The 20,352-nt window shown below is 68.2% G+C and carries 19 protein-coding genes, 1 tRNA gene and 2 pseudogenes; 8 read left to right on the forward strand and 14 right to left on the reverse strand.

Annotated elements, in window-relative coordinates; genetic code table 11:
- Positions 1–203: 203 nt before the first annotated feature.
- Genes pknB through HMPREF9062_RS01765 form a run of 7 tightly spaced genes read right to left on the reverse strand, consistent with a single transcriptional unit; the run spans position 204 to position 9,083 of the window.
- Positions 204–2,105, reverse strand: a complete 1,902-nt coding sequence (pknB, locus tag HMPREF9062_RS01735; protein WP_009748281.1) for a Stk1 family PASTA domain-containing Ser/Thr kinase — start codon at positions 2,103–2,105, stop codon at positions 204–206.
- Positions 2,102–3,364, reverse strand: coding sequence for a serine/threonine-protein kinase (locus tag HMPREF9062_RS01740; RefSeq protein WP_009748282.1), 1,263 nt, complete (start codon positions 3,362–3,364; stop codon positions 2,102–2,104). The genes pknB and HMPREF9062_RS01740 overlap by 4 nt, the downstream gene beginning before the upstream one ends.
- On the reverse strand, positions 3,361–4,854 hold the full coding sequence (locus HMPREF9062_RS01745; protein ID WP_009748283.1) for a peptidoglycan D,D-transpeptidase FtsI family protein: 1,494 nt from the start codon (positions 4,852–4,854) through the stop codon (positions 3,361–3,363). The genes HMPREF9062_RS01740 and HMPREF9062_RS01745 overlap by 4 nt, the downstream gene beginning before the upstream one ends.
- A complete protein-coding gene (locus tag HMPREF9062_RS01750) occupies positions 4,851–6,530 on the reverse strand; it encodes an FtsW/RodA/SpoVE family cell cycle protein (protein WP_034254481.1) in 1,680 nt (559 codons plus the stop codon). Before HMPREF9062_RS01750 ends, HMPREF9062_RS01745 begins: the two co-directional genes overlap by 4 nt.
- Positions 6,531–6,541: 11 nt before the next feature.
- Positions 6,542–7,912 carry a PP2C family protein-serine/threonine phosphatase gene (locus HMPREF9062_RS01755; RefSeq protein WP_009748285.1) on the reverse strand — a complete coding sequence of 457 codons (1,371 nt, stop codon included), beginning with the start codon at positions 7,910–7,912 and terminating at the stop codon, positions 6,542–6,544.
- Positions 7,909–8,379 (reverse strand): FHA domain-containing protein FhaB/FipA, encoded by a 471-nt coding sequence (locus tag HMPREF9062_RS01760; RefSeq protein WP_009748286.1) that lies wholly within the window; start codon positions 8,377–8,379, stop codon positions 7,909–7,911. Before HMPREF9062_RS01760 ends, HMPREF9062_RS01755 begins: the two co-directional genes overlap by 4 nt.
- Complete coding sequence (locus tag HMPREF9062_RS01765; RefSeq protein WP_009748287.1) at positions 8,376–9,083, reverse strand: FhaA domain-containing protein; 708 nt, start codon at positions 9,081–9,083, stop codon at positions 8,376–8,378. The genes HMPREF9062_RS01760 and HMPREF9062_RS01765 overlap by 4 nt, the downstream gene beginning before the upstream one ends.
- Positions 9,084–9,345: 262 nt before the next feature.
- Between HMPREF9062_RS01765 and HMPREF9062_RS01770 the strand changes: the two genes are divergently transcribed.
- Positions 9,346–9,429, forward strand: a tRNA-Leu gene (locus HMPREF9062_RS01770).
- Positions 9,430–9,492: 63 nt separating this feature from the next.
- Here the strand turns inward: HMPREF9062_RS01770 and HMPREF9062_RS01775 are convergent.
- The gene (locus tag HMPREF9062_RS01775) at positions 9,493–9,927 is read right to left on the reverse strand and encodes a VanZ family protein (protein WP_009748288.1); all 435 of its coding nucleotides are present in this window, start codon (positions 9,925–9,927) and stop codon (positions 9,493–9,495) included.
- A gap of 84 nt (positions 9,928–10,011) precedes the next feature.
- Here HMPREF9062_RS01775 and HMPREF9062_RS01780 point away from each other — a divergent pair, with 84 nt between their 5' ends.
- Positions 10,012–11,013, forward strand: a complete 1,002-nt coding sequence (locus tag HMPREF9062_RS01780; protein ID WP_253270630.1) for an alpha/beta hydrolase — start codon at positions 10,012–10,014, stop codon at positions 11,011–11,013.
- A gap of 298 nt (positions 11,014–11,311) precedes the next feature.
- A complete protein-coding gene (locus tag HMPREF9062_RS01785; protein WP_009748291.1) occupies positions 11,312–12,514 on the forward strand; it encodes a TIGR04053 family radical SAM/SPASM domain-containing protein in 1,203 nt (400 codons plus the stop codon).
- 49 nt (positions 12,515–12,563) lie between these two features.
- Here the strand turns inward: HMPREF9062_RS01785 and HMPREF9062_RS12345 are convergent, their stop codons facing one another.
- From HMPREF9062_RS12345 to HMPREF9062_RS01800, 3 genes are all read right to left on the reverse strand, one after another.
- On the reverse strand, positions 12,564–12,803 hold the full coding sequence (locus HMPREF9062_RS12345; RefSeq protein WP_253270631.1) for a YbdD/YjiX family protein: 240 nt from the start codon (positions 12,801–12,803) through the stop codon (positions 12,564–12,566).
- A gap of 61 nt (positions 12,804–12,864) precedes the next feature.
- Positions 12,865–15,261 (reverse strand): carbon starvation CstA family protein, encoded by a 2,397-nt coding sequence (locus HMPREF9062_RS01795; RefSeq protein WP_009748293.1) that lies wholly within the window; start codon positions 15,259–15,261, stop codon positions 12,865–12,867.
- A gap of 98 nt (positions 15,262–15,359) precedes the next feature.
- Positions 15,360–15,962, reverse strand: a complete 603-nt coding sequence (locus HMPREF9062_RS01800; protein WP_009748294.1) for a phosphoribosyltransferase — start codon at positions 15,960–15,962, stop codon at positions 15,360–15,362.
- Between the two features lie 101 nt (positions 15,963–16,063).
- Between HMPREF9062_RS01800 and HMPREF9062_RS13395 the strand changes: the two are divergent.
- Positions 16,064–16,171, forward strand: a pseudogene (locus HMPREF9062_RS13395) (5'-methylthioadenosine/S-adenosylhomocysteine nucleosidase); the annotation flags it as partial.
- A gap of 104 nt (positions 16,172–16,275) precedes the next feature.
- On the opposite strand, the gene HMPREF9062_RS01805 reads toward HMPREF9062_RS13395, so the two are convergent.
- Together HMPREF9062_RS01805 and HMPREF9062_RS13870 are read right to left on the reverse strand one after the other, a co-directional pair.
- Complete coding sequence (locus tag HMPREF9062_RS01805; RefSeq protein WP_009748295.1) at positions 16,276–16,878, reverse strand: Imm5 family immunity protein; 603 nt, start codon at positions 16,876–16,878, stop codon at positions 16,276–16,278.
- A gap of 30 nt (positions 16,879–16,908) precedes the next feature.
- The gene (locus HMPREF9062_RS13870) at positions 16,909–17,316 is read right to left on the reverse strand and encodes a hypothetical protein (protein WP_441293812.1); all 408 of its coding nucleotides are present in this window, start codon (positions 17,314–17,316) and stop codon (positions 16,909–16,911) included.
- A gap of 207 nt (positions 17,317–17,523) precedes the next feature.
- Between HMPREF9062_RS13870 and HMPREF9062_RS12350 the strand changes: the two are divergent.
- From HMPREF9062_RS12350 to HMPREF9062_RS13755, 4 genes and pseudogenes are all read left to right on the forward strand, one after another.
- Positions 17,524–17,694: pseudogene (locus tag HMPREF9062_RS12350) on the forward strand (phosphorylase family protein); the annotation flags it as partial.
- 9 nt (positions 17,695–17,703) lie between these two features.
- On the forward strand, positions 17,704–18,855 hold the full coding sequence (locus HMPREF9062_RS01810; protein WP_009748298.1) for an AAA family ATPase: 1,152 nt from the start codon (positions 17,704–17,706) through the stop codon (positions 18,853–18,855).
- The gene (locus tag HMPREF9062_RS01815) at positions 18,852–19,496 is read left to right on the forward strand and encodes a DUF4276 family protein (RefSeq protein ID WP_009748299.1); all 645 of its coding nucleotides are present in this window, start codon (positions 18,852–18,854) and stop codon (positions 19,494–19,496) included. The genes HMPREF9062_RS01810 and HMPREF9062_RS01815 overlap by 4 nt, the downstream gene beginning before the upstream one ends.
- 332 nt (positions 19,497–19,828) lie before the next feature.
- Positions 19,829–19,963: a hypothetical protein gene (locus HMPREF9062_RS13755; RefSeq protein ID WP_301280139.1), complete on the forward strand. Its 135-nt coding sequence runs from the start codon at positions 19,829–19,831 to the stop codon at positions 19,961–19,963.
- Between the two features lie 12 nt (positions 19,964–19,975).
- On the opposite strand, the gene HMPREF9062_RS01820 is transcribed toward HMPREF9062_RS13755, so the two are convergent.
- On the reverse strand, positions 19,976–20,332 hold the full coding sequence (locus tag HMPREF9062_RS01820) for a winged helix-turn-helix transcriptional regulator (RefSeq protein WP_009748300.1): 357 nt from the start codon (positions 20,330–20,332) through the stop codon (positions 19,976–19,978).
- Positions 20,333–20,352 lie beyond the last annotated feature (20 nt).

Consider the following 20,352-nt stretch of genomic DNA (forward strand, 5'->3'; position numbering starts at 1 on the left):
GCTCAAGACCCCCGCAGGAAACTGAGAATGCGCACCGCGGCCGACTTTCTTTCGGACGGCCGCGGTGCGCGTGCACGCCGAAGACGCGGCAGGGCTGAAGCGAGCGGAGCCCCCAAGACGGCTCACGGTTGCCATGGCCTGCTCGCTCCGGCCGCCGCCTCGACCCGAAGCTCCGCTTCAGTTCCAGTGCCGCCTCAGTGCCGTCAGTGCCCGTCGTCCTTCTTGTCGCCCTTGTCTCCCTTGTCTCCCTTGTCGCCGCCCGGCGTGAGGGACGGAGCGGGGGTCGGGGTCTTCGACGACGGCGTCGCCACAGGGGCCGTGGGCGGCGCCGCCTTGTAGACGTAGTGCGTCACCTTGAGGGAAACGGACTTGCCTATCTCGATGCTCTGGTTCTCCCCGGGGTCGACGGCCGTGACGATGTACTGGTCGTCCTGGGACTGGTCGGCGGTCTCCGCCTGCTGGGTGTCCGAGTTGGAGTTCAGGCCGGCCGCCTTGATGGCCTCCTGCGCGTCCTCCAGGGACATACCGATGACGCTGGGCACCGTCGTGCGCCCCGAGGAGACGACGACGGATACGGTCGAGCCGCGTGTCACCTGGGTGCCCTTGGCCGGGCTGGAGCGGATGACATCGCCCTCGTCGACGCTGCCGTCGGACGGGTTCTCGACGGTGACGTCGCCCCACGACAGGTTCGCGCCCTCGATCGTCTTACGCGCCTCGGACTGGCTCATCCCCGTGACGTCGGGGACGTAAACCGTGGCCGAGCCCGATGAGAAGCTCACCGTGATGCTGGTACCCAGGAGCGCCGATGTACCGGCTCCCGGATCCGAGGAGACCGCCTGGCCCGCGTCGATCGTATCGGAGGAGACGTCGTCGCCCTTGACGAAAACCAGACCGGCGCTCTCGATGGCGCTCTTGGCATCGGATTGCGACATGCCCGACACATCCGGCACGACCGCAGCGGTCGCCGTCGCCGTCGGCGTTGACGTAGCACCGCCATTGCCGCCGGGGAGCCTGTTCGAGAAGATCATGCCGATGGCGATGCCCAGCAGGATGAGAAGAGCAAGGGCGAGGAGCCACACCCACCAGCGACGGCGGGGCGTGTCCTCAACGGTCTCGTCCGGGGTGGTGGACTGCGGGACGGGCGCCGGCGGTGCCGGTGCCGAAGGGGACGGTGAGGGCGCCGCCGGCGAGTTCATAACCGAGGTGCCCTGCTGCCAGCTGTCAGTGGCCGGGGCGGCCACGGCCAATCCGCGAGAGGCGGCCAGGAGATCGGCGCGCATGTGGGCGGCGTCCTGGTAGCGGTCGTCGCGGGCCTTGGCCAGGGACTTCAGGACGACCCGGTCGAGGGACTCGGGCACGTCCGCGGCCAGGGACGACGGCGGCTTGGGGATCTCGCGCACATGCTGGTAGGCGATCGCGACCGCGGAATCCCCTGTGAAGGGGGGTTGACCGGTGAGCAGCTCGTAGAGCAGGCAGCCGGTGGAGTACAGGTCGGAGCGGGCGTCGACGATCTCTCCGCGCGCCTGCTCCGGGGAGAGGTACTGGGCCGTGCCGACGACGGCGTGCGTCTGGGTGACCGTCGCAGCGGAGTCCTCAATGGCGCGTGCGATGCCGAAGTCCATGACCTTCACGGCGCCGGTGGAGGTCAGCATGATGTTGCCGGGCTTGATGTCGCGGTGCACGATGCCCGCACGGTGGGAGTACTCCAGGGCGTCCAGCACGCCCGTCGTGATCTCGACGGCTTCCGGGATCGGGACGGCCTCCCCGTCGCCGAGGAGCTCGCGCACTGTATGGCCCTCGACGTACTCCATGACGATGTAGGGCACCGAGCGGGCGGAGCCGTTGGGGTCGGTGAGCTCCTCCTCACCGGAGTCGTAGACGGCGACGATGGTTGGGTGGTTCAGGGCCGCGGCGGATTGGGCCTCGCGGCGGAAGCGCGCCTGGAAGGTGACGTCACCGGCGATGTCCGAGCGCAGCAGCTTAATGGCGATGATGCGTGACAGGCGCTTGTCATAACCGAGGTGCACCTCGGCCATGCCGCCACGCCCGATGAGGTCCCGGACCTCGTAGCGGCCTGCGAGGACCTGGGGGAACTGATCGGTCACAGTGCCTCCTGTGGTGGGGTGACGGACATGACGGCCTGCTCGTACGGCATGCCTGACTGCGCTGACGTAAGGGTACCTACAGTGGCGACAATGACGATAAGAGCGAGGACTGCGACGGCGACGATGACGGCCAGCCGAACGTGAGCCGCGGACAGACCGAACAGGCTCCGTCCCGAGGCGTGGCGGGTGGAGCGGGCCCGGATCTCGACCCACCCGGCGGCTGCGGCGCGCGAACAACCGGTGGCCGGGATCGCGCGAGTCGAGGTTCCCGACCCGCCGTCACGGCCGGTGGGAGCCGCGCGCCGTCGTCGTCTTCGCACGGGTCCGGCCGATTCCGGTGAATCGTGCGGGTGCGGGCCGGCGTCGATGCTCTCCGGACTCGCGGAGCGTCCCGTGGACGCCCAGGTCGGGGCCTGCTGCGGGTCCCAGGAGTCCGGAGGCAGGTTGACGACGATCCGGTCCAGGCGTCGCGCCACCTCACGGGCCGAACCGGGCCGGTCCGCCGGCTTCTTGGCGAGCAGATCCATGACGACCTCGCGGACCTCGGCCGGAACCGACTCGGGCAACGGCGGTACGGGCTCGTTGACGTGGGCGAAGGCGATGTCGACCTGGGTCGTGCCCGTGAATGGGCGATGACCGACGAGGGCCTCATAGGCGATGATGCCGAGCGCGTACAGGTCCCCGGCGGCGGTGGCCATGTTTCCCATCGCCTGCTCGGGAGCGAGATACTGGGCCGTGCCCATGACCATGCCGGTGGCCGTCATAGGACGCTGGTTGACCCCGGTGGAGATGCCGAAATCGGTGAGCTTAGCCAGACCCTCCCGGTTGATGAGGATATTGGACGGCTTGACGTCGCGATGGACGACGCCGGAATCGTGCACGACCTGAAGGGCGCGGGCGACCTGGGCGAGAATCGGCAGGATCTCCGCGGGGGCCAGGGTGCCCTTCTCGCTGAGGATGTCCGATAGGGCCCGGCCTTGGACGAGCTCCATGATGATCCAGCCCGAACCATCGCGCTCGCCGGCGTCCAGAACGATCGCCAGATTGGGGTGGCGCAGCCCGCGCGAATTCGTCGCCTCGGCCCGCAGACGCGAGAGGAAGATCTCGTCGCCCGCCAGCTCAGGGCGCAGAATCTTGGCGGCGACCGCTCGCCCACTGCGCAGATCCGTGGCGCGCCAGACTTCTCCCATGCCGCCCAGCGCCATTCGTTCGACCAGTTGGTAGCGTCCCTGGAGCTCCAGCCCGACGACGGGTTTCACTGGTCCACCGCCGCGTCGATGATGCTGGCCGCCATGGGGCCGGCAACCGAGCCGCCGGTACCCGTAGCGGCCGTCTGCTCCCCGCCGTCGAGGACGATCGCCAGGGCGATCGAGGGTTTGGACAGGTCGGTCCCCGCGAAGCCGACGAACCACGTCACCGGGCCGCCATCGTCCGATCCGGTCTCGGCCGTACCGGTCTTGCCGGCCACGGACACGCCCGCGACTTGAGCGCTGGAGCCCGTACCGTCGCTGACGGCCTGCTGCATGAGGGAGGACAGGGCCTGCGCCGTTTGGGAGGAGATGGGTGTGCGAGCCACCTTCGGCGTAGTCGTGTCCACCACGTTGAGATCGGAGTCGAGCGTCTGCGCCACGAGGTAGGGCTTCATCTGGTCGCCGCCGTTGGCGATAGTTCCGGCGACTTGAGCCATCATGAGCGGTGTGGCCCGCACGGAGGCCTGCCCGATGCCGGCCATGGCCGTCTCGGCGTCCGAGTTGGTCTCCGGGAACCTCGAGGGCGTGACCGTCAGCGGGATCGACTGCGAGTCGTCGAATCCCCAGGCCTCCGCTTCCGAGGACAGGTCCTTGTAACCCACGTCCATGGCCAGCTGCGCGAAGGGGGTGTTGCAGGACTCGGCGAACGCGTATGACAGCTTCACTTTCCCGTTGCCGCAGGACTCCCCCGCATAGTTGGACAGCGCGTGGTTCGTGCCCGGCAGAGTGAGGGTGTCGGGGGCGTCCATCTCGGTGTCCGCGTTGGCCTTTCCGTCGCGCAGGGCCGCGGCCACGGTGAGGATCTTGAAAGTGGACCCGGGCGGATAGAGGTCGCCTCCAATGGCGCGGTTGACCATGGGCTGGCCCTCATCCGCGCTCAACGAGTTCCAGGCGGACTGGGCGGTGCCCGAGTCGTGGGAGGCGAGCTGGTTGGGGTCGTAGGAGGGGGAGGAGACCATGGCCAGGATGGCGCCGGTGGACGGGTCGAGTGCGACCACGCTTCCCCGTCGCCCATTCAGGGCGTTCCAGGCGGCCTGCTGCACCTGTGAGTCGATGGTCAGTTCGATAGCGCCGCCCTGCTGGGTCTCCCCGGTGATGAGAGCCTTGACGCGGCTGGAGAACAGGGTGGGGTCCTGGCCGTTGAGCACCGAGTTCTCGGCGCGTTCAAGCCCCGTCAGCGAGGCGAAGGTCGTGGAGAAGTAGCCGGTGAGGGGGGCGTAGAGCTCCCCGCCCGGGTAAGTGCGCTGGTAGGAGTAGGCGTCGTCGGACTTCTCGGAGTCGGCCACGGTGGTGTCCCCGACCATGATCTGGCCGCGATCGGTGCCGAATTCGGAGTAGACGGTCCGGGAATTGCGGGAGTCCGAGATCAACGTGCCCTGAGAGCTGGAGGATTGCCACAGGGCGGGACGGGCCAGACCCTGCACACTCGTCACGGAGGCGGACAGAGCCAGGAACATGACGACGGCGAGGACGGTGACCTGGTGAATCTGCCGGTTCACGCCTGCTCCTCCTCGGGATTGATCACGGTGGTGGCGAATTGGTTGTCGGACGGCGGCGCCGGGGGTTCCGGTGGCGCGGGTGCGGCGTGCCGGCCGGGGGCCGGGGCGGTGCTGGGCGAAGCGCCGGTGGGCCAGGGCGCGGGTGCGGCGTGCTGGTCCGGTACCGGGGTTCCGTCGGGCCGGGAGGCGTAGGCCGCGCCCTGTGCGGATGCGGCGGGCGCGTCGGCGGGGGCGGGTTCCGGGTCGTTCCGGGCATCGAGCACGTGCCTGCGGATGCCGGTCGGTAGCTCGGCGGTGTCGATGATGCGCGGCGCCGTCGTCGCCGGGCGTCGGGCCGCGTCGGACAGTCGCACGAGCAGAGCCAGGATCATCCAGTTCGCCACGAGGGAGGATCCGCCATATGCGAGGAACGGCGTGGTCAGACCCGTCAGGGGGATGAGCCGGGTGACGCCGCCGACGACGACGAAGACCTGCAGCGCGATCGTGAAGGACAGTCCGACGGCGAGCAGCTTTCCGAATCCGTCGCGCAGACTCATCGCCGTGCGCAGTCCGCGCTCGACGAGCAGAAGGTAGAGCATGAGGATGGCCAGCGTCCCCGTCAGTCCCAGCTCCTCGCCGATGGAGGCGATGATGAAGTCGGAGTTGCCGAAGGTCACCAGGTTCGGGTATCCCTCGCCCCAGCCGGACCCGAGCACTCCGCCGGAGGCCATGCCGAACAGGCCCGTCACCAGCTGCCAGGAGCCGCCGGGCGCGTCGTAGACGGTGGGGTCCATGGCGTCGAGCCACGCGGTGATGCGCTGCTGGACGTGGGACAGGTGGGTGGCGGCGAACCAGGCGGCCGGGAGGAAGAGCAGCGCACCGATGATCAACCAGCTCGGCCGGTCTGTGGCGACGTAGAGTGTGACGACGAACAGGCCGAACAGCAGCGCCGAGGAGCCCAGGTCGCGCTGGGCGACGAGCACCAGGATGCTGACGCCCCACACGATCATGAGGGGGACGAGGTGGCGCGCCCGCGGCAGGTTCAGGCCGAGCACGCGTCGCCCGGCCAGGGCCAGGTTGTCGCGATTGGACACCAGGTAGGAGGCGAAGAACACCACCAGGAAGACCTTGGTCAGCTCAGCCGGCTGGAAGGACATGGGGCCCAGGTGGATCCAGATCTGGGCGCCGTTGACGCTCTGCCCGAGGCCTGGGACGAAGGGCAGAATCAGGAAGCCCAGGCCGCCCCACATGGCCCAGCGGTCCCAGCGACGCAGCAGACGGTAGTCGCGCACGACGAGCACGACGCAGAACAGCACGACTCCGATCCCGGTCCACACGGCCTGCTTGGGGGCGTAGTCGTGCGTCTGACCCATGCGCTCGTACGACATGTCCAGGCGCTGGATCATGGCCAGTCCGAGCCCGTTGAGAGCCACCGCCGTGGGCAGGAGCACCGGGTCGGCCCATGGAGCGGTGCGCCGCACCCACAGGTGGACGATGATGGCCACCGCCACGAGGGAACCACCGAGCTGGAGGATCTGCGCCGGAGAGGAGCCGGTGCGGTTCAGTGCGGTCAGGATGAAACCGCCCAGGCCGATGAGAAGGGAGACGACGAGAAGGCCCGCCTCGGCCCAGCGCCCACTGGGGTGCGCGTTGCCGGGCGTGATCGAGGAGGCCGATGCTGGACGCGGGGTACTCATGATGCTGCTCGTCACTGCTCCGGAGCGGCCGACGGCGTCTGCTCCGCGGCGGGAGTGGGCGCCGGTGGCGTGGCGGTCGGGGTTGCGGACGGCGTCGTGACATAGCTGGAGACGGTGCCATTGACGTAATCACGGGCCGACGTCAGCGATGGCCGTGAAACCGTCTCGGACAGACGTTCGCGCATGAGGTCGTCGAGGTCGTCGAGAGGGGGCTCGTCGTAGGTCTCCACCAGGTGGCTGAGGCTGATCGGCCCGATCCGCTGGGGGATTCCCTGGTAGATGGCGATCTTGCCGTCGGTGCTCGTGACGTAGTACTGGGTCTGAGTCCACCGGTAGCCCATGAATGCGGCGCCCAGGGCCAGGATCAGGATGACGGAGGCGATGATGGACTGGCGCCGGTGCCGCCTGCGTCTGGCCTTCTGGGCGCGCACCTCCTCGGCTATGACGTCCTCCTGGCCGGGTGGCGCTGGGATTTCATCGGAACCGTCGAGGCTGGCGACGAGAGCCGCGGCCTTAGCGGCCGGCGTCGAGGCGAGTGCGGCATCCGCCTCGGAGTCGGGCGTCGCCGGGGAATCCCCGGATGCCGCGCGCTCCAGGCGCGCGCGCCGATTGGCCGCCGAGCCGACCATCTGCGGGTCGGTCTGCGGCTGCTGCTCGTCCTCGACGACGTCGACGATGACGGCGGTGACGTTGTCGGGACCGCCGGCCCGCAGCGCCAGGTCGATGAGCTGGTCGGCGGCCTGCCCCGGATCGGCGACCCCGGAGAGGACCTCGGCGATGGTCTCGCCGGTGACCGGCCCGCTCAGGCCGTCCGAGCACAGGAGCCACCGGTCGCCGGGGACCGCCTCGCGGATGGACTCGTCGAGCTGGACATCCCCCTCGGCGTCGCCGAGGACGCGCAGCAGCACGGAACGTTGAGGGTGGCGACGGGCCTGCTCGCGGGTCAGCCTGCCCGTCTCGACCAGGTACTCCACGAAGGTGTGATCAGTGGTCACCTGAGTCAGCTCGCCGTCGCGCAGAAGGTAGGCGCGCGAGTCGCCCACGTGAATCATGGCGAGTTTGTTGCCGCTGCGCATGAGGGCGATGCAGGTGGTGCCCAGACCGGCGAGATCGGGGTTGCCGGCGGACAGCGCGACGAGTTCGGAGTGCGACTGCTGAACGGCGTCGCGCAGCAGGCCGAGGAGCTCGCCGGCCTGGTGGGAGTCGGCATCCAGCGGGACAAGATGCTCCAGGGTGATGGCGGAGGCGATGTCGCCGCCGGCCGGCCCGCCCATGCCGTCGCACAGGACGGCGAGGTGAGGGCCGGCGTAGCCCGAGTCTTGGTTGGAGGACCGCACCAGGCCGATATCACTGCGTGCCGCGTAGCGCAAAGTGGTTGTCATGGGCGCAGCTCCAAAGTGGTCTGGCCGATTCGGACAGGGACGCCGATCGGTAGCTCGACGGCGCCGTGGACCGCGCGGCCGGCCAGGGTGGTGCCATTGGTGGAGTTGAGGTCCTCGAGCCACCAGGTGCCGCCCTTGGGGAAGACGCGTGCGTGCCGTGAGGAGGCGTAGGAGTCGTTGAGAACGAGCGTGCAGTTCTGGTCGCGGCCGATCGTGATCGACGTCGGCGTCAACGGGACCATCGAGCCTGCGAGCGGACCCTCGGTGATGATGAGCCGGGTGGCGCCGCGCCGTCGCCCCTGAGGGGCGGGGGAGGCGGGTTCGTGGTTCAGGCGGCGGCGGGGCGCGGCGGGTGCGGAGGCCTCGGCGGCGGTGTCGTGGCGCAGGGCGCGGACGACGAGGAAGACGAAGAACCACAGCAGGGCCAGGAAGCCGAGCCGTGCGACGGTGAAGGCGAGCTCGCTCACATGCCTGCCTCGGTGCCTTGCGAGCCGTCCCAGAACATGATCCGGGTCCGGCCGATGGTCAGGGTGTTGCCGTCCAGGAGCGTCGCGGCATCCACGCGGTGGCCTTCGACGAACGTGCCGTTGGTCGATCCCAGGTCGGTGGCGATCGCATGCCCCTGTGTGAGGCGGACTTCTAGATGCCGTCTGGAGACGCCGGAGTCGTCGACGATGATGTCGGCCTCGCTGCCGCGCCCTATGACGGTGACCGGGCCCGTCAGCAGATACCGCTGGCCGTTGATGTCCAGAATCGGATGGCCCGGCGTCGCATTGGCGGAGGCGGCCGGTGCGGCGCCGCCGCGCTGTGTGGAGGACTCGATCTCGATGGCGGGGGCCGTCAGGGCGGCGTCGGGGGTGAAGGAGACCTTGACCGGGCCCACGAAGGAGTAGCTCTGCTCGGACGCGTGGGTGGTGGCCACCTCCTCCATCTGCCGGACCATCTCATCCATTCCCCATGCCTCCAGGCGCGTGATGTCGCTGGGCGCCAGATGGATGCGGAAGACGTTGGGGACCACGGAGCGGTCGCGGGCGAAGGAAGCGGCGCGCTTGTCCATCGTCTCGCGCAGCTTCGAGGCGATCTCAATGGGTTCGACGTCGTCCGAGAAACGGGACATGGCGCGACTGGTCACGTTCTCGACACCCTTCTCGAACTTGTCCAGGATACCCATGGACTACCTCCCCGTGTGCTTGGCGCGGCCATGACGGCCGTGATGGACGTCGTGCCGGACGGTGGCGCCAGGCAGACCGCGTCCATGGTAACGGCTGAGGCACGTACGGCGGGGATGGCGTGGCAGCGACTGTGTTGCGGTCCCGGGGAATGGGCCTCTGCGCGCGGCAGGCCGGGCGTGGGGGTGAGCGGACTCACCCGATGATCGGGGGGCCGAAGTGGACGCGGGAACCCTCCTGCGGTTATGGTCATGTCCGCTTCTCGCGCGAGTGGCGGAATTGGTAGACGCGCACGGTTCAGGTCCGTGTGATCTTACGATCATGGGGGTTCGAGTCCCCCCCCGCGCACGGTGAAGCGCAGGCCCGGGGCCCGTCGAATGATCGGCGGCCCGGGCCTTCGTCATTCGTCCGTCATTCGTCGCCGCCAGAAGCCAGAAGGCGGCGCAGGCGCGCGCTGCGCCAGGCGACATGCGCCCCGAGGGCGCCGGCCCAGGCGCCCACGGCATTCTCGACGACGTTGGTCCATGCGGCGCGTCGGTCGAGGGCGGGCAGCGCCCACTGGACGAACTCGGCGCCCGCCCCCAGGGCGCATCCCGCCAGCGCCCACCGCCACCACGCCACCCGCGGCCACCCCAGATGAGCCAGAAGAGTCAGGGGGGAGAGCATGACCAGATTGAGGACGACATCCTTGCCGGCGGCGTCGAGGAACCACGGTCCCGCCGATTCTTTGAACGCGGCGATCTGCGCGCCCGAGCTCCACAGGACGGCGACCAGGACGGCGACGAGGTAGAGTCCGGCGGCGGCGCGGCAGACGACACGCGGACGCGGGGCTCGCAGGCGGGTCATGAATGGAGGGTATCGGTGCCGTGTGACGAACGAACGTGGCACGATGCACAGCGCTATCATGCTCGATGGGCGGACAATCGTTAGGTGAGTTGGAAGCGAGCACTGAACGGGCGTCGGGTCCGCTGCGCGGCGGGTCTCTTCGTCGCGATGCTGTGCGCGTCGGGTCTGAGCCTTCAGGGCATGGGTGCGGATGCCGATGTCCCGAGGACGTCGAGTTCGCCCTCCGTCCTGATGGCCTCTTCGACCTCGGGCGGCATCGTGACCTCCGAGAGTTCGAGCTCGATGGAGAGTCCGGTGACCGAGCGCGGAACCGTCACCGGCATCGAGTTCGACGGCGACGCCGATCTGGGGACGTCGGACTCGACGACCTACGTCTACACGCCCCCCGGCTACAATCCCGAGTCGGCCGAGCGCTACAGCGTCGTCTACCTGCTCCACGGCACTCCCGGGGCGTCGGCGGACTGGCTGTCCGGGACCTCCTTGGCCAATCGCCTCGATAGTCTCATCGACGCCGGCGAGATCCCGCCGATCATCGCCGTCTCCCCTGAGATCTCGACGCCTGAGGTGTCCGACACGCGCTGCCTGGACTCGACCACGGGCGGCCCGCTCATCGACACCTACCTCACCAAGGACGTCATCCCGTGGGTCGATGAGACGTATCCGACCTATGCCGACGCCGACCATCGCATTCTCATGGGCTTCTCGATGGGGGCGTTCTGCGCCACGAATCTCCTCTTCCAGCACCAGGACATGTTCTCCTCCGCGGCGGCCATGGCCGACTACGGCGAGCCCGGCCCCGACGCGGCGGTCCTGCTCGCGGACGAGGATGAGTACGTGCGCCAGTCGCCCGCCATGTACCTGGCCGACCCGGATTTCGAGGTCAGGCAGGGGCTGCGCTTCTACCTCACCGTGGGTGGTCAGTCCTTGGACGAGGACGTGGATGACACGCCGTTCCTCGCCGACCTGGCGTCGGAGCGCGGGGTCGCTGTCGTCTACGAGCCCGACGAGGAGGCTGACCACAGCTGGCAGATGGTGTCCGATCACATGGACCGGGCGCTCGAGGTGCTCCTGGCGGACGAGAATTGACGGCGGGAGTCAGTCGCCGGAATCACACCCGCCGGTCGGATCAGGCTCCGGCACCTTCCTGGGCCTTTCGTACCATGCGAGTGTGAGCGACGAACCCGTACAGACAGCACACGCCGTCAGCAACGCGCGTTCCGCGCTCGGATCGGGTCCGTCGGCGACCGGCCGGGTCGGGCCGCGCCGATCGATGGCTGTGCCTTCCGTTCCCTCCGTTCCATCGATCGCTCGGCCGAGGGCCTCGAGCTGGACCGGGGACGTCCCGCGCACAGGCGTTCGCAGCGGCGTCGCCGGGCCCGTGCGCATGCAGCGCCACGACCCGGATCTGCGCCCTATGCTGGTCACGTGGGAGGCTACGCGCGCCTGCGCCCTGGCCTGCCGTCACTGCCGGGCCGAGGCCGTCCCCTTCCGCGACCCGCGTGAGTTGAGTGCGGCGGAGGCCAGGGGTCTGATGGATGAGGCGGCGTCATTCGGCAAGCCCGGCGTCATCTTCATCATCACCGGGGGCGATTGCTTCGAGAGGCCCGATCTGGCCGAGCTCGCCGCTTACGGGTCGGGCCTGGGACTGCATGTGGCGTTGTCGCCGTCGGGCACCGACAAACTCACCAAGGCCGCCCTGGCCGAGCTCCAGGATGCCGGCGTGAATGTCATCTCGCTGTCTTTGGACGGGGCCACCGCCGCCACTCACGATGCCTTCCGTGGCATCGAGAAGACCTTCGACCGCACTATCGCCGGTTGGCGGGCCGCCCGCGAACTGGGCATGCGTGTGCAGATCAATTCCGTCGTCGCCCGGCACAACGTCCACGAGCTGCCGGATATCGCCGCTCTCGTGCGCGACAACGGCGCGATGACGTGGTCCGGCTTCCTACTCGTGCCCACCGGGCGCGGTGTGGACCTGGGGTCCCTGGACGCCCGCGAGGTGGAGGATGTCCTCAACGCCTTCTACGACATGGGTGAGGCCGTTCCCGTCCGCACCACCGAGGGCCATCACTTCCGCCGAGTCTCCCTGCAGCGTCACGTGCTCGCTGGGCGCGGCGTCACGGGCGAAGCGATGATCGAGACCATGCACCTCGGGACGCTGTACCGCGATCTGCGTGAGCGGATTGTCGAGCTGGGTCTGGACCACGGCGAGCGCCGACGCCGGCCGCCGATCACCGTCAGCTCCGGCAACGGCTTCATGTTCGTCTCCCACGTGGGCGACGTGACGCCCTCAGGGTTCCTGGAGGCCAGTGCCGGGAACGTGCGCGAGTCCTCCCTGACCGAGATCTATCGGACCAGCGAGATCTTCACCGGGGTGCGCGACCCCGAGCTCCTGGAGGGCAAGTGCGGGGTGTGCGAGTACAAGCGCGTGTGCGGGGGGTCGCGGGCGCGCGCCTACAACTCCACCGGAAACCTGTACGCCGAGGAGCCGCTGTGCGCTTACGAGCCGGGGAGCTTCCCCTACGCCGAGGACGCGCGCGAGCTCCTGCGCGCTCCGGTGCGCCCCGGGCGGAGCGCGAGAGGGTGAGGCGCCGGGTGGGTCCGAGGCCGGAACAATGCGATCGCCCCGCGTCGGCTCAGCAGCAGCCGGTGGAGACGTTGCGCTCGTCGACGTCGGCTCTGGCCCGCCACCATTGGCGCTCGCTCAGGGGCTCGTGGTCGGGGTGAGTGCGCCGATGGCGCTCCACGTAGCGGTCGTAGGCGGACTCGCCCGTGAAATCGCGCCACAGATCGCGAACGCGGATCAGGGTCGCGCGCAGGCGTGCGAGCCGTCCGGCGGCGCCGAAGGGCGGACCGGGGCGCTCGCGTCCCGGCACCGCCGCCGGTGTCGCGCCCTGCCGGTCCGGCCGCCGTCCCGCCTGGCCCATTTCCGTCCTCTCAGTCGTTCGCATGGGCGTGCGAGCGGCCTGGGATGAGGTCGGGGTCGCCGACCTGTTCGTACTCCTTGACGAGTTTCTTCTGGAGCCTGGTGGTCAGCATGGTCTCCGGGGCGTAGAAGTTCGATTCCTGGTACGGATCCTCGGAGGTCGTCGTGTCGCCCGTGCGGATCGTGTGGACGATGCGGATGAGGGCGCAGACCATGATGAAGGCGACCATGACCAGGAAGACGACCGACAGCGTCCCCTGGATCATGGTGTTGCGAACGATTGCCCGCTGGACGTCGATGGCCGCCGGGTCGGTGAGCGTGTCCAGCTTGGCCAGAGCGTTGCGATGCTGCTGGAAGTAGCCCACGAGCGGGTCGCTGGAGAAGATCTTCTGCCAGGACGCCACGAAGGTGACCGCCGTGTCGAAGACCAGTGGGATCGCGGGGATCCAGGCCCATTTCGCGTATCCCTTGCGCACGACCATGACGGTGACCACCAGCAGAGCCACCGCTGCGATGAGCTGGTTGGCGATGCCGAAGAGCGGATAGAGCGTCTGGATACCGCCGCGCGGATCGGTTACGCCCATGAGCAGCAGCGACCCCCAGGCGGTGACGACGACGCCGGTGGTCGCCCAGGCGCCGACATGCCACGACGGGTCTCTGAACTTGGGGAAGAGGTTGCCCAGGGCGTCGGAGAGCTGGAAGCGGGCCACGCGGGTGACGGCGTCGACCGCCGAGAGGATGAACAGCGCCTCGAACATGATGGCGAAGTGGTACCAGAAGCCCATCATCGTGCGGCCTCCGCCGATCTGGTGGAGGATATGCGCCATGCCTACGGAGAGCGTCGGTGCGCCGCCGGTGCGGGAGACGACGTTGGGTTCGCCGACGTCGCCGGCGAGCCTCGTCAGGGCTTCGGCGCCGGTGTAGGTCGTCGGATTTCCGGCCTCGTCCCAGGAGTCCCACTCAGGGTTCATCGCGTTTCCGTGGGCGTCGGTCACCCCGAGGTTCTCCACGGCCGTCGCGGCCAGTTCCTCGCAGTGGTGGTCGGGGTCATTGTTGGTGTCGCAGGGCTGGGCGTCGACGACTTCGGGGCCGGCGAGCTTCTCCATGGTGGCGGTCGGGGTGTTCATGGAGAAGTAGATGCCGGGGCTCAGGGAGACGGCGGCCGCCAGTGCCATGATGGCGACGAAGGATTCCATGAGCATGCCCGCGTAGCCGATCATGCGGGTCTGGGATTCCTTCTGAATCATCTTGGGGCTCGTGCCTGAGGAGACCATGGCATGCATGCCCGACAGAGCGCCGCAGGCGATGGTGATGAACAGGAAGGGGAAGAGTTTGCCGGCGAAGACCGGGCCGTCGGTGTTGGAGGCGAATTCGGAGACGGCCGCCATCTCGACGACGGGGCGCACGATGAGGATGCCGGCCGCGAGGACGACGATAGTGCCGACCTTCATGAAGGTGGACAGATAGTCGCGCGGGGTCAGCAGCACCCACACGGGCAGAACGGCGGCGAGGAAGCCGTAGACGATCATGGCCCACACCAGCGTGGTGGGCGACAGGTGGAGGTGCTGGCCGAAAGAGGACTGCGCCACCCAGCGGCCGCCGATGATGACGCCGATGAGGATGGTGAAGCCGACGACGGAGACCTGGGTGATCCTACCGGGCTGGACGAAGCGCAGCCACAGGCCCATGCATACGGCGATCGGGATCGTGCAGCCCACGGAGAACACGCCCCAGGGGGAGGAGGCCAGGGCGTTGACGCACACCATGGCCAGGACGGCCAGCACGATCATGAGCATGACGAAGACGACGATCGTGGCGACGGCGCCGCCGATTCTGCCGATCTCGTCGGTGGCCATCTGGCCGAGGGAGCGGCCACCGCGGCGCATGGAGAAGAACAGGACGAGCATGTCCTGGACGGCTCCGGCCGCGACCACGCCCAGAATGATCCACAGGGTGCCGGGTAGATATCCCATCTGGGCCGCGAGCACCGGGCCCACGAGGGGACCGGCGCCGGCGATGGCGGCGAAGTGGTGCCCGTAGAGGACCACGCGGTGCGTGGGGTCGAAGTCGCGTCCGTTGTTGATGCGCTCGGCCGGTGTTGCGTTGGAGTCGTCGGGCCGCATGATTCGCCGCTGGATGTAGAGCGCGTAGAAGCGGTAGCCGATCACGTAGGTGCACACGGCGGTGACGACGAACCAAACAGTGTTGACGTTCTCACCGCGGACGATGGCGAGCATCCACCATCCGAGCACGCCCAGGACGGTGATGACGGACCATATCGCGATACTCTTCGGGGTCCACCTGCGGTGGGGCCTGATGCCGACGGGGACGCCTGCCTTATTGCGGATGATGAGCCGCTCCTCCTCGGGCGAGTAGGAGGGGAGGGTTGATTGTTCCTGGGTGTCCATGGGGGATCGCTTCTCGTCGTTGAGGAACCGGGGAGGTATGGCTCGTGGTCGTGCCGCCTCTAGGGTAGATCTTCCACGGGCGGGCCGCACCTGCCTGCTCACCTCGGGCTCATCGGGCCCGGGGCCACCGACTCGGGGGTGATGACGGGAAGGACCGACCAGGGGAAGTTGATCCATCTGTCGGTGATGCGCCAGCAGTAGTCCGGCTCGACGACACTGCGTGGCTTGCGGTAGAGGACGGCAGAGCGGACGTCGAGCGCCGCGGTCCGCCCGCCCAGGTTCAGGCCCTGGTGCTGGAGCAGTTCCATGACCATGCGCAGGGTCGTGCCGGAGTCGGCGACGTCGTCGACGACGAGGGCCTTCTCGCCCGGCAGCTCTGAGGCGTCCATGAACGGGGGAAGGACGACCGGCTCGTCAAGGGTTTGACCTACTCCGGTGTAGAATTCGACGTTCACCGCCCCCATGGCCTTGACGCCGATGGCGTAACCGATAGCACCTGCGGGGATGAGACCGCCGCGGGCAATGGCGATGATGAGGTCGGGGAGCCAACCGGAGGCGACGATCTGCGCGCTGAGCGCGCGCTCGGCGGTGCCGAAGAGCTCCCAGGTCATCTCCTCGCGGTCGGATGCAGCGTCGCCAGCGCAGGGGTCTGCGGCCGGGGTGCCCGAGGTGGCGTCAGAAGGGCTCTGGGTACGGTTCATTACTTTATCGTAGAGGGCGGTTGCAGAGCGCCGCTCCGGCGTCCGCGGAGGCGGGCGGACTGGGAACCGGTTCGTGAGGCTCGAACCCTCACCCTCATGCCCGCGTTGGGCGGATGCTTGCGGGGAATTCGTTCGTCACGGCGGCGACGGCGGGCCGTGTGCGCGAGCTGTTCCCGCGGGCGGTGAGCGCGGACATGAAGTCGACGGCGCCACGCAGGTCCGGGCTAGCTCCGCCTCGTAGAGCGTGACGCCCAGCGTGTGCACCGACATCCACCGTCTCTCTGCTGCAGAAGGGTTGGGTCGGTGTCGTGTTTTAGGTGGTCAGGGCCCAGGGGATGGCTTCGTCCAGATACCAGGTCCAGAAGGCGCGGCGAGCCTCGACATCAACCTCCTCAACGGGCTTCCAATTCATACCACCGGCAGCAGCACTCGCACACGAGTAGCTCGGCTCAAGAGAAGCCGGGAGAAGCTCATCATCGTCCTCCGTACCATCCGCAATATCATAGTCAGGATTACGATAGCAAGCAGTCATAGCCGTACCAGAAGCCGCATCAGCAACCATAACGGCAGGTGCTGTAATCCTCGTAATGTCAGCGTGGGCCATAATGTCATCGAAGAACTCCTCGGCCCGCTCCTCGGCCAGCTTGGGGTCTGCCTTGCGGTCGATGAGGGCCTGCGTCAGGGCGAGCATCTCCTCCACGCCCGGGTTCGACGGGAAGGTGCGGTCCCAGTAATGCTGCACATGACGCACGCACGCGACCTTCAAATACGTCCGGTGCCGGTAGGACGCCTCCGGATCATCCGGATCATCCATCGCCACCCAGATCCGCGTCCGTTGTTTGAGCGACAAGATCCCCTCGCTGCTGGCGGCCAACTCGGCCCGACCGCGCTCAACCTCCCTATTCACAGCAACCATATCAATCACAATCCTCACTCTCCTCCTTCACTAATGATTCAGATGCTTGCCTGGGAAAGGCTCTCCGAACGCGATCTGTCGCCCGGAGGGCATGGTGACGGAGCCGTCGGTATAGAAGGCCCAGGTACCATCCGGGTCAGTAACATACCAGGTCCGCCCCCGATACTGGGCGAAATGACGGAACCAGCCGGGGCAATCCTCACACAGCTTCTTGGAGACACCAATAGCCGGCCTCTCAGCAGTCAGCGCTTCCTGCCGCTCCGCATGAGATGCGTAATACCGCCCCGGCTCGCCATGATCCCAATCATCCTTAACTGTCCGAGGATAACCCATGTCGTCCGTCACCCTGAGCACCTCGTCAACATTGGGATCCTGGAAGCCGCCCGGTCGCCGGTCCAGGCCCCACCCGCTGAGCGTATGAACACCATCGGATGACACGGCCCTCTGACGATCTCTCTTAACCCGAGAGCCGAGAATGAAAGTCAGAGCGAAGTCGACCAGATCGAGCGCCAACTGGCCCGGCTCGTCCGACTCATAATCGGCGGAGCAGCACCTGCAGGCCGACCCCTATGATGAGCCGGCGAGCGATGACTCAACCTCTTCCGACAACCCTGTCAGCACCGCCAACACCTTACCCTCACACCCGCGTTGACGCAGGTGGCCGCGGGCACGGGGATCCCCTTCCTCTCGGTGCGCGGGGTCTCGGACCTGTGCGGGCCCGAGGCCGGGCAGGACTTCCACATCGGCGCCGAGGAGGCCGCCGCCCGCAGCACCGCCGTGGTGCTGGCGCTTCTGAACCGAGGGCCGCGCCGTTAGGCTGACGGCATGACTGCCGGACTGGAGCACCTCCTCGTCGAGGGGCTCGGATCGATCAGGCACCTGGAGCTGGAGCTGACGTCGGACGTCACCGTGCTCATCGGCGCCAACGGCTCGGGCAAGTCGAACCTGGTGAGCGCCCTGGAGCTCGTCTCGCGCATCTGGGACGACTCCTTCCAGGAGTACCTGCGCAGGCGCGGTGGGATCAGCAACCTGCTGTTCGAGGATGAGGAGGACCGGGCGGAGCGGATTCGCATCGAGCTCATGTCCGGGTTCGACGAGGATGACAGGCGGAACGGCTACCGGGTGGCGCTCCAGACCGATGACGTGAGCGGTTCGGGACGGGCGGAGTTGCACGAGTGGTTGCTCTTCCAAGCGGGCCGTCATCGCCGGCGCCCCTATGACGAGTACTTGGGCTTCGGCACGCAGAGCCGGGTCCGCCGCATCGCCGAGTCGGAGATCTCCGGAAAGCTCCGGAACTTCGCCGCGTACGTGCGTCCCGTTCTGGAAGGCTGCCGTGTCTTCCACTTCGACGACGTCTCCCATAACGCCCCCGTCAAGGGCTGGTCGACCGTGGGCGACGACCTGAGCTTGCGGTCGGACGCGGAGAACATCGCCGCCTATCTCCACAGGGTCCAGCGCGAGCACCCCGAGCACTACCGGCGGATCGTCTCCGCGGTCCGGCGCGTCACGCCCTTCTTCGACGACTTCGTCCTGCGCGCCGATCCCTCGGAACGGATCCGGCTGCGCTGGAGGCAGCGGGGACTGGACCGCACTTTCCTGGCGCGCGAGGCCAGCGACGGCACCCTGCGGTTCATCTGCCTGGCGACCCTGCTGCTGGGACCCGATCTACCGGGAACCGTAGTCTTGGACGAGCCCGAGCTCGGACTCCATCCCGCGGCCATCGGCGTTCTGGCCGAGATGGCCCGCATCGCGGGACGCAGCGGGCACAGGGTCATCCTGGCCACCCAGTCGGTACCGCTGGTCTCCCACTTCAACCTGCGCGAGATCATCATCCTGGACAGGACCGAGGGCGCCACTCAGGCCTCCCGCCCCGATGAGGAGTTTCTCGGAGCCTTCCTCGAGGACTACTCGACCGGCAGCCTGTGGGAGATGAACCTGCTGGGCGGGCGCCCGACGCACGAGGGGCCGACCTCATGAAGCGGGTCGTCGTCCTCGTCGAGGGGCAGACCGAGGAGGCTCTTGTCGACGAGGTCCTCGCGCCGGCCGCCCTGGCGCGAGGGGTTCACCTCGCACCAGTCATCGTCATCACGTCGGCCACCCCCGCCGGTGCGCGCCGCGGAGGCGGCAGCTGGAGGCACTACGACATGAGGCTCCGCAATCTGTTCAAGGCGAGCCACCTTCATCGAGTCGGACTTCTCATCGACTACTACCAGTATCCCCGCGGCGCTCCGGGATGCGACGTCGGAGGCTCCGGGCCCGCGCGGCAGTCGGAACTGATGGCGAGGCTCCATAAGCAGTATCCCGACTCCCGTTTCCGGCCCCTCGTCGTCCTCCACGAGATCGAGGCGCTCGTCCTGGCCGCCATCGACGCCGGGCGGGGGGAAGGGCTGATCCCGGCCCGGGGGCTGACTCGACTGCGCCGCGAGATCGCTCGCGCCGGAGGTCCCGAGCGGATCGATCACGGGCCCTCCACCGCCCCGTCCAAGCGCCTTCTGCGAGCCGATCCCGGCTACCTCAAGACCGTGACCGGCCCTCTGCTCGTCGCCGAGGCCGGGCTGTCGGCCGTTCTGGCGCGCTGCCCCACCTTCGCCGCCTGGTGGGAGGACCTCCTGTCCTAAGACCACCCCGGGCTCGACGATTCTCAGAGGTCCTCCCGGCTCTCGGAACCTCTCCGTCGGCCCCCGGTTCATGTGCATCTCAACGGTGCCGGAGTGCAGTCGGAGCCGCCCCGCCTCCGACGGCGGATGCGCGCGTCTCCGGGACTCCTCTCCGGGCCGGGGGTGGGGCCACCCCCACCCCGTTGTCCGGCCAGCAGGATCGATATGACCGCGCGACTGCGGAATGGTGGGGGAAGCGGGGCGGACCCAACAGCCGCGCGGGCGGCGAGACAGCGCGACGAGCCACCTCGCATCCCCCGCGACGGTCGACCGAACCAGAAGGAGCACGCCTCATGACAGCACAGCCGATGGCCCGCACGGGATCGGTTCCCCCGCAACGCAGGGATCCCGGTGGCCCCGCGATCTCGGTGAGGGGGCTGACCCGCGTCTACGAGGTCCCCGGCCCCGGGACGCGGGGAGGCGAATGACGGGCGTCAACTTCATCGGCCGGGAGATGCCCCGGGATGCGGGGAGGCGAAGGCCGAGGCCGGAGCGCTCGCACCCCACTCGTTCATCGCATCGAGCACCGGTCGCAGGCCCTTTCCCAGATCGGTGAGCTCGTAGACGACGCGGGGCGGCACCTCGGGGTAGGCCCTTCGAGTGACGATGCCGCGGGACTCGAACATCCGCAGCCGGCTGGTCAGCGTGTGCGCGCTGATCCCCGGCAGGGAGGCGCGCAGCTCCCCGAAGCGCCGGGGTCCGTGCAGGAGCTCGCGCACGATGAGCGTGGCCCACGGTCCATCGAACAGCAGCAGGAACCGGGCGACCCCGCATTCCGGGAGATCCGCGTCACTCACGACGGAGCATTCTATCCCTT

This window comes from Actinomyces sp. oral taxon 448 str. F0400 (assembly GCF_000220835.1).
Lineage (GTDB): Bacteria > Actinomycetota > Actinomycetes > Actinomycetales > Actinomycetaceae > Actinomyces.

Bases quoted from the DNA above. Each gene is read 5' to 3' on its own strand.
- HMPREF9062_RS01815 (WP_009748299.1), top strand. From the start codon at position 18,852: ATGAAGCGGGTCGTCGTCCTCGTCGAGGGGCAGACCGAGGAGGCTCTT.
- HMPREF9062_RS01805 (WP_009748295.1), bottom strand. From the start codon at position 16,878: ATGGTTGCTGTGAATAGGGAGGTTGAGCGCGGTCGGGCCGAGTTGGCC.
- HMPREF9062_RS01775 (WP_009748288.1), bottom strand. From the start codon at position 9,927: ATGACCCGCCTGCGAGCCCCGCGTCCGCGTGTCGTCTGCCGCGCCGCC.
- HMPREF9062_RS01765 (WP_009748287.1), bottom strand. From the start codon at position 9,083: ATGGGTATCCTGGACAAGTTCGAGAAGGGTGTCGAGAACGTGACCAGT.
- HMPREF9062_RS01785 (WP_009748291.1), top strand. From the start codon at position 11,312: ATGCAGCGCCACGACCCGGATCTGCGCCCTATGCTGGTCACGTGGGAG.
- HMPREF9062_RS01750 (WP_034254481.1), bottom strand. From the start codon at position 6,530: ATGAGTACCCCGCGTCCAGCATCGGCCTCCTCGATCACGCCCGGCAAC.
- HMPREF9062_RS01795 (WP_009748293.1), bottom strand. From the start codon at position 15,261: ATGGACACCCAGGAACAATCAACCCTCCCCTCCTACTCGCCCGAGGAG.
- HMPREF9062_RS01755 (WP_009748285.1), bottom strand. From the start codon at position 7,912: ATGACAACCACTTTGCGCTACGCGGCACGCAGTGATATCGGCCTGGTG.
- HMPREF9062_RS13755 (WP_301280139.1), top strand. From the start codon at position 19,829: ATGACAGCACAGCCGATGGCCCGCACGGGATCGGTTCCCCCGCAACGC.
- HMPREF9062_RS01800 (WP_009748294.1), bottom strand. From the start codon at position 15,962: ATGAACCGTACCCAGAGCCCTTCTGACGCCACCTCGGGCACCCCGGCC.
- HMPREF9062_RS01810 (WP_009748298.1), top strand. From the start codon at position 17,704: ATGACTGCCGGACTGGAGCACCTCCTCGTCGAGGGGCTCGGATCGATC.